Source organism: Mizugakiibacter sp. (assembly GCF_039680435.1).
Classification (GTDB): domain Bacteria; phylum Pseudomonadota; class Gammaproteobacteria; order Xanthomonadales; family Rhodanobacteraceae; genus Mizugakiibacter.
This window is the reverse complement of the sequence record NZ_JBDKSX010000060.1, coordinates 51,630-63,598: the sequence shown is the minus strand read 5'-3', so window position 1 is coordinate 63,598 and position 11,969 is coordinate 51,630. Positions and strand designations below refer to the sequence as shown.

Genomic DNA, 11,969 nt, shown 5'->3' with positions numbered 1-11,969 from the left:
ACCGCCCGGACCCAACCATGCCCAGCACCGAAACCGTCCGCCGCCAGCACGCCCTCGGGGGCGCGGCGGGCGTGGCGCTGCTCGGCTTCGCGCTGCTGTATCGCTTCTACCCGGACCTGCTGCACGTGCGCCCCGGCGCGCCGCCGCAGGAGCGCGACCGCATCGCGGACAATGCGGCCGCGCCGATGGGCTTCGAGCAGCGTCCGGCCGGCACGCCGTCGCAGGCGCCCGAGCGCGACGCCGGGCCGCCGATCTCGCTGGCGCCCGCGGTGGTGATCGAACGGCGCCACGCGGCGGCGGCAGTCGCCGGCGGCGAGGCGGCGTCCACGCCCGAGATCGACAAGCTGCTCGATCGCGCGCGCAAGGCCTATCAGGGTGGCCGCCTGGTCGGGCCGGGCGCGGACACCGCGCTGTCGCTGTACGCGGCAGTGCTCGGGCTGGCGCCGGACAACCGCCGCGCCAAGGCCGGCCTCGCCGAGCTACGCGCGCGCCTCTTGGCGGAAAGCGAGCAGGCGCTGGCCGCCGGCGACGACGACGCGGCCGGCGATGTGCTCGCCGCGCTGAAGCAGGTACCGGATTCCGACGCCGACGCGGCGCGCCTCGACCAGCGCATCAAGGCGCAACAGCAGGTGCGCCCGCTGCTGGTGCAGGCGGCCGACCTGCTCAAACAGGGCAAGGCGACGACACCGGCCGGCGCCAGCGCGCTCGACCTGTACCGCAAGGCGCTGGCTGCCGATCCGCAGAACGCGGTCGCGCACCAGGGGCTGGAGCAGATCCAGCGCGGTGCGCTCGACCAGGCGCTGGCCGCGGTCGCGCAGGACGATTTCGCCGGGGTCGACGCGGCGCTGGCCCAGGCGGCGGCGATCCTGCCCGGGTCGCAGGCGCTGCAGGACACGCGCGGCCGCGTCGAGGGCATCCGCCGGCAGCGCGCCGAGAGCGTGCTGGCGCAGGCACGCTCGGCGCTCGACGCCGGCAATCCCGCGCTGGCGCAGCAGTTGGCGCGGCAGGCGTTGGCCATCAGCCCGGACGTGCCCGGCGTGGACGAGTTCAACGTGCGCCTGCGCAACGCGCGGCTGTACGCCAGCTATCGCCCCGGCCAGGTGTTCGCCGACCGCTTCCTCGACACCGCTGGGCAGGGGCCGTCGATGGTGGTGGTGCCGACCGGCAGCTTCCTGATGGGTTCGCCCGACGGCGAGCCCGGCCACCGCGCCAGCGAGGGGCCGCAGCACCAGGTCGACATCGCCAACGGTTTCGCGCTGGCGCGCAGCGAGGTGACGGTCGGCCAGTTCCGCGAATTCGTGCGCGCCACCGGCTACGTCACCAGCGCCGAGCGCCTCGGTGGATCCAGCGTGTACGACGAGGCCAGCGGCAGCATGCGCGATTCGCGCCGCGCGACCTGGCAGGACGACTACACCGGCGCGCGCGCGCGAGACGGCGACCCGGTGGTGAACGTGTCCTGGAACGACGCCGACGCCTACGCGCGCTGGTTGTCGCAGCGCACCGGCAAACGCTACCGCCTGCCCAGCGAGGCCGAGTTCGAATACGCGCTGCGCGCCGGCAGCGTGACGCGCTACTGGTGGGGCGATGGCGCGCCGCGCAAGCCGGTCGAGAACGTCACTGGCGCCGGCGACCGCTCGCCCAGCCACCGGCTGTGGAGCAACGCCTTTCCAGGCTACCGCGACGGCTACTGGGGCCCGGCGCCGGTGATGAGCTTCGCGCCCAACCCGTTCGGCCTGTACGACATGGGCGGCAACGTGTCGGAGTGGGTGGACGACTGCTGGCACGACAACTACACGCGCGCCGCCCGCGACGGCAGCGCCTGGATCAACCCCGGCTGCGAGCGTCGCGTGGTGCGTGGCGGTTCCTGGGGCAGCGACCCGGACCAGGTGCGCTCGGCGTTCCGCCTGCCCGCGCCCGCGGACACGCGCAGTGGCCGGCTCGGCTTTCGCGTCGCGCGGGATCTGTGAGCGGCGTCGGCAGGCTGGGCCGGCAGGCCCGGCACAGGGCGGCAGGGAGCCCGGCTCATCGGCCCGGCCTGCGGAATCATGGCGGCAGGACACGGGCGACATTGCTGCGGGCCGTGCACGCGCCGGCCGGCCTCCTGTCGGGTGCGTCGCCCCTGACGCGCCGGCGCGTACGCGGATGACTCTGCGCCCACGCCGCCGCGTCGTCTGTCGGCGGCGGCCGCGTGCGGACGTAGGACGATGCCTACGGCGCCGCGCCGCGCCCGCCCGGCCGCTGCGGTCGAAGTGATGTCTCGCGCCCCGGCCGGAGTGCGAACCTGCGGTGTGCCCGCGGCGCTCTGCCGGCCTGCGCCTGCAGCGATGTCGCGCACCATCGACGGCGATTCAAGATCCGGCGTCGTCCGCCGCTAGCGTGGCGAACCTGCCAGGCACGGAGCGTGCGGCGGGCTGCGCGACGCTCGCCTGCCGACTCTCCGGCCGGTTCGCCCGGGCGCGTCGGGCGTCCGCGGCAGGACGCCGGCCGGGTTCCGGGCGCGGTAGCCGATTCCAGCCCTTGCGTGAGGCGCGACCAGGTTGCACGCATCCACGGTATCTCCACCAGCCATGCGCGATCGGCGAATTCGCCAGCGGGGCGCGGGCCGTGCCTCGGCGTCGCATCGAACGGGCTGATATCGCGGTCGGCACGCCGCTGCCTTGGGACGTCTACGAGGCCAAGGGGGTGCTTCTGCTGCGCCAGGGGGCCGTCGTCGCCACCGAACGGCAGCTCGAAAAGCTGATCGCGTTCGGGCTGTTCATCGACGCCGACGTGACCCGCGCGCACGACGAAAGCGCGCAGGCGCCGCCCGAACGCTCGCCGCTGGCGCTGATCCTCGAAGCGCGCCGGCAACTGGAGGCCGCCTGCGTCCTGCGGTCGCCGGGCGACGAGCTACCCGCGCAGGTCTGGCGCATTGCGGGCCTGCTGCGCGAGGCATGCAGCGTCAATCCGGATGTCGCGCTGGCGGCCATCATGCTGCAGCGCGACGCCCCCTATTCGGTCCGCCACGCCGTAGACAGCGCGACCGCCTGCCACGTGGTCGGCGCCGCGCTCGGGATGTCGGCGGTCGATGCCGTCGCGGCGACGTCCGCCGCGTTGACCATGAATCTGAGCATGATGGCCCTGCGGGACGCGCTGCAGTACCAGCAGGCGCCCCTCAGCGACGATCAGCGCCGCAGCGTCCACGAGCATCCGCAGCGCAGCGCGCAGATGCTGATCGCCTGCGGGGTCGAGGACGCCGGCTGGATCGAGGCCGTGAGGCATCACCACGAAGTGATCGACGGCAGCGGCTATCCCGCGCGGAAACGCGGTGCCGACATCCCGTATCTGGCGCAGATCGTCGCGTTGGCCGACGTCTATTGCGCGCGCGTCTCCGGCCGCGCCTACCGCCCCGCGCTCGATTCCAGGATTGCGCTGCGGCGGATATTCCTCGACGAGGGCGTGCCGGTCGATCGCGAGCTCGCCGGCCAGTTCATCAGGGTGCTCGGCGTGTATCCGCCGGGCGCGGTGGTTCGGCTCAACAACGGCGACATTGCCGTGGTGATCCAGCGCGGGGAGAGCGGTACGACGCCGCGCGTCGGTTCGGTCATCGGCCCCGGCGGGTTGCGCATGGTCACCCCGATCCGGCGCGATACCAGCGAACCGGCTTACGCCATACGCGATTCGCTGCCCCGGGACGCGCTCGGCGAATCCGTCAACATGCGGGCGCTGTGGGGCAAGGACGCGGCGCTCGATTAGCTGCCGGGCGTCCCGGCAACGTTCCCGTGAGGGCGGGCGGCCGGGCTTGGGAGGGAGAGTGGTGCGGCAGCTCGAATCGAACGAGCGACCTGCCGTTTACAAGGCGGCTGCTCTACCAACTGAGCTATGCCGGCGCATGAAAGTCTGCACAAATCCCGCACCGAAAACCTAGAGGATCTCCAAGGTTTTTCTCTAAGTGCTTGGTGCCGAAGGTGGGACTCGAACCCACACTCTGTCGCCAGAAACGGATTTTGAGATTGTTCTTGAGGAATAGCATGGGGCTACGCTGGAACCCGCTAAGCCTTGCTGGGCTTGGTTTTCCAAAGAGTTAGTCCCGTCTAACCTTACGCCTTGACCAGACCGATTGCGGCACACTTTCCGATGCCGTGGCTCCTGGCTGGTTCCTGCGTTCGATCTCGAACTAGGAGGCGTCATGGCCAAGATCAAGCTCACCAAATCCGCCGTCGATGCGGCCGAAATCACCAGCAAAGACTACGAGCTGCGGGACACCATTGTCCCTGGATTCCTCTGCAAAGTCACCGCCCACGGCCGCAAGGTCTTCATGCTCCAGTACCGCACGAACTGGGGCGAGCGCCGCAAGCCGAAAATCGGCCAATTCGGCGAGCTGACCGTCGAGCAGGCCCGCTCGATCGCGCAGGACTGGCTGGCCGACGTGCGCAAGGGCAGCGACCCTAGTGCCGCCAAGCTGGCCGCGCGCATGGCCCCCACGGTCAAGGAGTTGTGTGAGCAGTTCATCGAGGAATACTCGAAGCCGCGCAACAAGCCCCGAACGGTCGATACCTACCAGGGCTACATCGACCGTCACATCATCCCGACGTTGGGCAAGATGAAGGTGCCCGACCTGACGCGCGCGGACATTACGGCGCTGATGCGGGACAAGGCGCATATCGCCGTCACGGCCAACCGGATTCTGGCTTGCCTCCGCAAGATGCTCAACATGGCCGAGGTGTGGGGCTACCGGCCGGACGGCTCAAACCCGTGCCGCCACGTCCCCAAGTACCGGGAAGATGGCGAGACGCGCTACATCGTCAACGACGAGCTGGCGCGCCTCTATGCCTATCTCGACCGGGCGGATGCCGAAGGGCTGGAACACCCGACCCTGACGTTGGCGATCCGCCTGCAATTCGAGTTTTCGGCACGCATGATAGAGATCCGCACGCTTGAATGGGCTTGGGTCGATTTCGAGAATCGCCGCGTCGTCTGGCCAGACAGCAAGACCGGCGACATTTCCAAGCCGATGAGCGAAGCAGCCTACCAACTGTTGTCCAATGCCCCGCGCATCAACGATTCGCCTTACGTGTGCCCGGCCATCTTCGACAGCGAGGAACCGCTGCCTGAAAGCACCTATTACAACTCCTGGCGGCGCATCTTGGAACGGGCCAAGGTGCCGCATGTCGGCACGCACGGCATTCGTCATCGCGCAGCCACTGACATCGCCAATTCCGGCGTTCCCATCAAGGTAGGCATGGCGCTAACCGCGCACAAGACCGTCACGCAGTTCATGACGTATGTGCATACCGAGGATGACCCGGTGCGGGCGGCTGCTGAGAGGGTCGCCAACCTGCGGCGAGACGCTATCGACAGCCGGGCGTCGGCTACGCCGACTGTGCAGCCGCCGGCCGCTTACCCCGTCGCGGAAGGCGAGAAGACCCGCACCAGTCAGGGCAACTATCGACCCTATCGCCACCGAAAAAGCCCGAAGCGCGCAGTGCCGCCTGGCACAAAGCGCGCGGCGCCAGAAGCGCCGGCGGCGATCGGCTCCTGAACGTGGTGCCTGAATTGGCGTATCAGCGATACGACAATTCAGGGCTTGCCATTCATACCCGAACGGATATAATTTCATGGTACAGAAACGCAAGCTTCTCTATTGGGAAGGCTCGTCGAAAAAGGACTTCAAGGAGTTCCCGGTCGACGTGCAGAAGGACATGGGTGTGGCGCTGTTTGTCGTCCAGCTGGGCGGCACGCCGGATTCGGCCAAGCTTTGGAAAGGGCTGGGTTCCGGGGTGTACGAACTGGTGGAAGACCACCGGGGCGACACCTTCCGCGCGGTCTATACCGTGCGGCTTGGCGACGCGGTGCATGTGCTGCATGCGTTCCAGAAGAAATCCAAGTCCGGCATCGCCACGCCGCAGCCGGACGTGGAACTGATCGAGAAGCGGCTGAAAGCAGTGCTCGCCCGCTATGGGGCGGGCGGGAGAACGTGATGGCTCGCAAAAACAATCCACAAGGCACCGACAACGTGCTGCTGGATCTCGGTTTCAACGACGCGGAAGAACTGTCGGCGAAGGCGGCGCTTGCACTCAAGCTCAACGAGCTGATTGACCGGCGTGGTCTGAGTCAGAACGAGACGGCGGCGATCACTGGTATGACCCAGCCCAAGGTGTCGCAGGTACGCCGCTACAAGCTCCAGAATATTTCGTTGGAACGGTTGATGCAGGCGCTGGTGTCGCTGGACCAGCGTGTCGAAATCATTGTGCAGCCGGCACGGCGCACCCATGCGCCCGGTATTTCCGTTGCCGCTTGACCATGTCGCGCGTTGCCGGTACGCCGCACTCGGGCCAGGTTTCGCTCGGACGCTGCACCGTGACGCAAGAGTGCTGAACATCAAGCATGGATGAGGCCGTCGTCGTCTTCTCGCGGAAAGGGTTGTTTCAGACCCGAATCACTGCGCGCGATGTGCGTAGTCGGGAACACGCGCGCAAGCTATGGCCTCTGGTGTCTCCTGATGCGTTGAAGCAGATGGTGACGTGGGTTAGTCCCACTTTTGAGAACGGGAAGCTACGCCGTCGTTCCCACTTCCGGCAGCTTCCCGCCGATCACGCGTACAACCTAAGAGCACACTTCGACGACGAAGAAGGTCGTCGGCAGCGCACCGTGCAAGAAAGCTCCGAACACCGGCGCGCCAAGGAATTGGTCGCCGCAGAGCTTGCGCGGCGCATGGATGCCGGGCTTGCGATGCCTTGGTCATTCAAGGACGTGGATGCGTCGGATTACCCGTTGGAAGGCAACTTGCTGCTCGGCGCTGACAGCGTGGCGACCGAACATCCGCTGGAAACTCCTTTCGGCAGTCGGTTCCGGCTTGACGTCGCTGTGCTCGGCCCACCTGTCCAGACGGAACCAATGGTTCTCGGCGGCGTGGAAATCGAACTTGGGCACGCTTTCGATGGGCGCAAGGCGCTGATCGGCAAGTCGCTCGGCTTTCCGCTCATCTCCATCGACATCACCGAGATGACGCTGGCCGAACTTACGCCGGAGTGGGCGCAGCAGGTATTGACTGCGACCACGCGGAGCCACGAGCAAGGACGCCGGCAGACATATATCTACCTCCACGATCTACTGTACCCCCTTTACGCGCAACTTCCGGCGTTTCTCGACAGCGAACAACGTCACCAGTTCCTGGTGTTTGCGGACGATGCCACCTTGCACAAGCTTGTGCACTGGATGAACGTGCTGGCCGACAAGCTGGAATACCCGAAGAACGCGGTCGCCGTGGCGTTGGTCAACGGGAAAAACGAGCAATCGCGCAAGATGCTGGAGCGCGCGGGACAGGTCGTTGGACCAGACTGGAAGGACTTCAACGACCAGCGATGCCTGCGTCTTACGCTTCCACGCCCCAAAGGCCCGGCAGACCTTCAGGCCCATCGTTTCCACATGACGATGGCGCGCGTGCTGCTATCGCACACGGATGCGCTCGTTGGATACAAGTATTGCAACGGTGTGGACAACAACCATCCGGAAGATGACGTCTGGATCGCGCATCGCTGGATTGCGGAGTTGAGCAAGCACACAGAGCATCGCGTGTTGCCAAAGCGGTTAGCCGAGCCGATCAACAGGTTGATCGCGGTGGTTTCGGACTTACATCGTAGCCACACTGCGGCCCCTCAAGAAGTGCGACCCTCCGATGCCTGACATCATCCTGCGGGCAGACACCTGGGCGGAGTTAAAGGCCAGGTTGGCCGAGTTGGATATCGAGGTTCCCGCGCGCTCGGAAGGGCGCAAACCTTGCCATGTAGAGCGGTACGGCATCGCACACTTGCTGGCGACGCTGCCGGCGGAACGGCTTTCGTTTCCATTGACGCTTACCCACCGGGACAAACCGGATTTCTTGTTGGCCATGCCCGATGGCGACGACGTCGGGATCGAACATACGGAAGCTGTGCCCGAGAACGTTGCTCGTGCGCAGTTCCTGCGAGGGAAGGGTTTGGGGCCGGATGTTTACTTCATCCCGCACGTTACGCCGGGTGAACCACGGAAGACAGCCGCGGAACTTAAGCGCGAGATCGAGGCGGATGCGCCCGGTGGCGCTTGGGTCGGCGATTCGCCGGAGCGCGAATGGGCGGCAGCAATAGCCCACTACGTCAAGGAGAAGTTGCCCAAGGCGACCGCCGATGGGTTTGTTCGATACCGGACCAACTGGCTGCTCGTTTACGACAACTGGCCGTTGCCGGCCGTCAGCTATGCCAAGGCGGCAACGTACCTGGCGCCGCTCCTGATGGAGATGGGCGCCTTTTTGGTATTCGATGCGATCTTTGTCCATGACGACTCGCATATGTGCGAGTTTCGTGATGCCCCGGTTAGCCAGACACTGTGGCCACTGCAGACGCCGAAGTAGAAGCCAAGCCTTGCCGGGCCGAGTTTCAAACTGTTGCGTCGACGCTGATAGGGCCGCAGGCCATCCTCTGACACTCTTAGGTTCAACTGCCGGCCCTCACGCCAGTCCTGCGACGCCCGCCGCCTGAAATCCCCGAGCGAGCAGCGCCGGTCGCAATTCCTCCAGCGCATTGGCCGGTATGCCGAGCCACAAGAGGTTGCGAGCACGGGTTACTGCGACATAGCCGATGCGACCAACCTCGGTATCCACGCCGGTCAATAGCGCGTTGGCATGGTCACGGTTCGCCAGGTACAGCACTGCATCGAGGCTTTCGCCTTTTGCCTGATGCACCGTATCCACGCGGACTCGCACCACGTCGTTGTTGGCCGCCAAATCGACCGCAGCGATCAGCGGCGTATTGGGCAAACCTCTGCGCGCGAGCTTATTACCCAGGTTGTTCGCGCCCGCCAGTCCGTGCTCTTGCTCGATCGTCGCCAACAGTGCCCGTGCCCTTTCCAGTAGCTGCGGATGCCACTGCGTGTCCCCGATCAATGTAACGGCGGGCAGCCCCAAATCCGGGTCGCGGGTGAACGTCCATACGAGCCGGCGCAGTAACCGATCATCCGGGTAGCGCGCAGGCTGCGTGATCCGTGCGACGAGTCCATGCGGCGGATTGGCCAGCAAGCCGACGATACAGGCAGCCACCAGTTTGAACGCGCCGAGATAGTCATGATGCCGATCCCGCAGGATCGCGGCCTGTGCCAGAGCCTTGACGGTTCCCTGGCCCGGTGCACCTTCATTGCCGGCGAGCCGGTCGGCCATGTCACGACCTCGACAGAGCACCGCCGAGCGTTCGATATTCAGGCCGGCGCCCAACACCGCAGCCTGGAACGCGGCGATGAGGTTCTCGCGTTCGGCATTGCGGTAGGGCACGAAGTATGTGCCATGCGTCGTCTCGGGTGCACCCCGATCAGCGGTGTCGGTACGCGCCGAGAGCCCATTGGCAAGAGCCAGTATTGCCGGTACGGAGCGGTAGTTCCTGGTCAGGCCGAGACTGTTGACGCCTTGCCGTTCTCCGTACTGCGTCAGGAAAATCCCGTTCGCACCGGCGAACTCGTAGATGCCTTGGTTCGGGTCGCCGATCAGCGAGACCTGGCAGCCAGCGTTGATAAACTGCTCGATGATGGCCTGGTGCACCGTGCCGATGTCCTGCGCCTCGTCGATCAGGATATGAGGGTAGCGGCGGATCAGCACGCGCAGGATGTTGGGCTGGTCGTCCAGCACGCGGTAACACCAGTAGCGCCCGAGGTTGTGAGTGTAGGCACCCACCCGCCCGAGACGGTGGACGAGACCCGTCGCATACGCGGTGTCCAGCCTTTGCGTCCTGTCGTTGTCCGCATAGCAGAAGTAGACACTACCGCGGTCGAAGCCGACCTGCATCTTCGTGATATCGCGCGGGTACGTGCCGGTCCGGAACTTGAAGCCGTTGAGGAATGCTTCTCCGCCTGTCACCAGGAACACGGCCTGCTGCGCACCCATCGTCCGATAGGCATGTGGATGCAGGACATTGCGGGTGATGAACCCGTCCAATGTATCGATCTCGACGCGATCATGAGTAAATCCGCCGGACGTGTTCTGCGCCAGGTTTTGGTACTCGCGCCTGAACGTGTCCACCGCGACATTGGAGAACGAGAGGAGAGCGACGCGGCCACGGTGTTCACCGAGATGCTGACGCATCTGCGCAAGCCGGCGCACGGCGGTGAACGTCTTACCGCTGCCGGCGCAGGCGATCACGGACATCGGCGCGAGCGGCGCGCCAATGATCTGCAGCTGCTCGTCGGATACCTGAGTCATGGAGCGGCCTGTTGAACCTGGCAGGCATGGGCGATCGCCTTGCTTATGTAGTCCGGTACCACGCAGGCGGCGCCATCGACAAACACCTGTGCCAAGGCTTGGCCGAAGCGGCCTTTCTGCACGTTATTCTGCGGGCGCTCGAACATGCCGCTGAACAGAGCGCGCGCCTTTGCCGCGTCGCCTTCAGCAGCGTCGACCGCCGCCGAGACCGCTTTGCCGATCTTTGGGTGAAGCTCCGAGAGAGCGGCCAGCATCGCAGTTCGGTTGTCGGCATGTAGCGCCAGGTCGTACTCCAGCGTCTTGAGTCCGTGGAAGACTTTGACGAAGGTGTCTTCACGTTCCTTCATCTTGGCAGTGTTGTCCGACACGTTCACCGCGTCGCCAAGCGCCGGATAGAGAGCTTGCGCCTCCCCGCCGCCTTCCGGTTCAGCAGTCGGGTCAGCGTCGGTGATGACTGCCACCGGGATCTTCAATGCCTTTTCGCCGAACAGCGGGAGGAACGAATCGAAGTTCAGACCTTCGACGCTGATCAGGCTGACGCCATGCACGCGTAGCTTGTGACCGCACTTCTCCGCCAGCACGCTTACCAGCATCAACTCGGCGGCACCTTCGACGAAGATGACGCGCCGGGCGAAGAACAGTTCGGCACGGGTCACGTCGAGATAGCGTTCCAATTTCTCGCGCTTTCCCTTGTCGAAGGTGATCGTGCGTGGAAAGAACGTCTCCACGGAATTCCCCGTGTCGACCAGGCAGACCAGACTGTCGAGGTCGGCGATGCTGGCGAAGTTTGGGGAATGGCTGGTGACGAACAACTGGACGGGCTTCTCGCCCTTAACCGCCTTGATCATCTCCAGATAGCTGAGCAGCACGGCTTGGAGCTGCGGATGCAGGTGCGCTTCCGGTTCCTCGACGATCAAGCTGCGGTATCTCGCGTCAGGATTCTTGGCCAGCTCGCTGAGCACCACGGCCATGAAGATTAAGTTGTTGAAGCCGAGTCCGTTCTGCTCGATCTCGAACGTATCCACCAGCAGCGATAAGCGCGAAGCCAGCCGCTGGAAATCGCTGCCGCTCAAGCCGAGGTCGAGCACCTGGGCAAGCTGCGGGCCGAGCATGCTGTCGTGGCGACCCTTGATCGCCGTATGCGTGTTGACGACCGGCTCATGCTTCTTCAGTTCTTCGTCGAGCTTCTTCAGCGCGTCGTTGATGCCTTCGCGTCCCGCGTCGTCGGCGAGGAGCTGGAATAGGCGTGACAACTGACTGCTGCGGCTGGGCTTGAGTCCCTGCGAGGCATCCCGCAGCGGCGGCAGATAGACACCGCGTAAGTTCTCCATCATGTCGGTGGTCAGGCCAAGGTCCTCGTGGTCGCCACACCAGCGTTTGGCACGCAGTCGGCCGGTCTTGTCGGCTTCCGAGTAACGGATGGAGATATGGGCCTCAAGCCTGCCGGCGTCGCCGGGTTTCAGTGCTGCGAGGAAGTCGGCTTCATCGTCCACATCCAGGTCGCGAAAGATGTATCGGAATTCGATATCACCTGCTGGAGCCCCACCTTTGGGGCGGTGCATGTCTTCGCTATCCAGTCGAGGGTAGGGTTCGTCGTATCCCGCCAGCAGAGCACGCAGCGCGTCGATGACGGCGGTCTTGCCGACGTTGTTGGCCCCGACCAGAACGTTCAATCCGGGCTGGAAGCTCAAATCGACTGTCTGCAGCTTTCTGAAATTCGATATTTTCAATTGCGCTAGATACACCGACGATCTCCATGTTGGCTACG

The 11,969-nt window shown here is 65.0% G+C and carries 9 protein-coding genes and 1 tRNA gene; 7 read left to right on the top strand and 3 right to left on the bottom strand.

Annotated features, from left to right (window positions below):
- Positions 1 to 17: 17 nt before the first annotated feature.
- Together ABFC67_RS06545 and ABFC67_RS06540 are read left to right on the top strand one after the other, a co-directional pair.
- Positions 18 to 1,967: an SUMF1/EgtB/PvdO family nonheme iron enzyme gene (locus tag ABFC67_RS06545; RefSeq protein WP_346737191.1), complete on the top strand. Its 1,950-nt coding sequence runs from the start codon at positions 18 to 20 to the stop codon at positions 1,965 to 1,967.
- A 637-nt stretch (positions 1,968 to 2,604) separates the two neighbouring features.
- A complete protein-coding gene (locus ABFC67_RS06540) occupies positions 2,605 to 3,735 on the top strand; it encodes an HD domain-containing phosphohydrolase (RefSeq protein ID WP_346737190.1) in 1,131 nt (376 codons plus the stop codon).
- Between the two features lie 59 nt (positions 3,736 to 3,794).
- Here ABFC67_RS06540 and ABFC67_RS06535 read toward each other — a convergent pair.
- Positions 3,795 to 3,869 (bottom strand) — tRNA-Thr (locus ABFC67_RS06535).
- Positions 3,870 to 4,168: 299 nt separating this feature from the next.
- Between ABFC67_RS06535 and ABFC67_RS06530 the strand changes: the two genes are divergently transcribed.
- From ABFC67_RS06530 to ABFC67_RS06510, 5 genes are all read left to right on the top strand, one after another.
- Complete coding sequence (locus tag ABFC67_RS06530; RefSeq protein WP_318159397.1) at positions 4,169 to 5,521, top strand: site-specific integrase; 1,353 nt, start codon at positions 4,169 to 4,171, stop codon at positions 5,519 to 5,521.
- A gap of 76 nt (positions 5,522 to 5,597) precedes the next feature.
- Complete coding sequence (locus ABFC67_RS06525) at positions 5,598 to 5,960, top strand: type II toxin-antitoxin system RelE/ParE family toxin (RefSeq protein ID WP_318159398.1); 363 nt, start codon at positions 5,598 to 5,600, stop codon at positions 5,958 to 5,960.
- Positions 5,960 to 6,280 (top strand): helix-turn-helix transcriptional regulator, encoded by a 321-nt coding sequence (locus ABFC67_RS06520; protein ID WP_318159399.1) that lies wholly within the window; start codon positions 5,960 to 5,962, stop codon positions 6,278 to 6,280. Before ABFC67_RS06525 ends, ABFC67_RS06520 begins: the two co-directional genes overlap by 1 nt.
- Before the next feature lie 86 nt (positions 6,281 to 6,366).
- A complete protein-coding gene (locus ABFC67_RS06515) occupies positions 6,367 to 7,665 on the top strand; it encodes a hypothetical protein (RefSeq protein ID WP_318159400.1) in 1,299 nt (432 codons plus the stop codon).
- Positions 7,658 to 8,368, top strand: a complete 711-nt coding sequence (locus ABFC67_RS06510) for a hypothetical protein (RefSeq protein ID WP_318159401.1) — start codon at positions 7,658 to 7,660, stop codon at positions 8,366 to 8,368. The genes ABFC67_RS06515 and ABFC67_RS06510 overlap by 8 nt, the downstream gene beginning before the upstream one ends.
- A 96-nt stretch (positions 8,369 to 8,464) precedes the next feature.
- Here ABFC67_RS06510 and ABFC67_RS06505 read toward each other — a convergent pair whose 3' ends face one another.
- Entirely contained in the window at positions 8,465 to 10,201 is a 1,737-nt protein-coding gene (locus ABFC67_RS06505) for an ATP-dependent helicase (RefSeq protein ID WP_318159402.1), read from the bottom strand.
- Positions 10,198 to 11,946 (bottom strand): ATP-dependent endonuclease, encoded by a 1,749-nt coding sequence (locus ABFC67_RS06500; RefSeq protein WP_318159403.1) that lies wholly within the window; start codon positions 11,944 to 11,946, stop codon positions 10,198 to 10,200. The genes ABFC67_RS06505 and ABFC67_RS06500 overlap by 4 nt, the downstream gene beginning before the upstream one ends.
- Between the last annotated feature and the right edge of the window lie 23 nt (positions 11,947 to 11,969).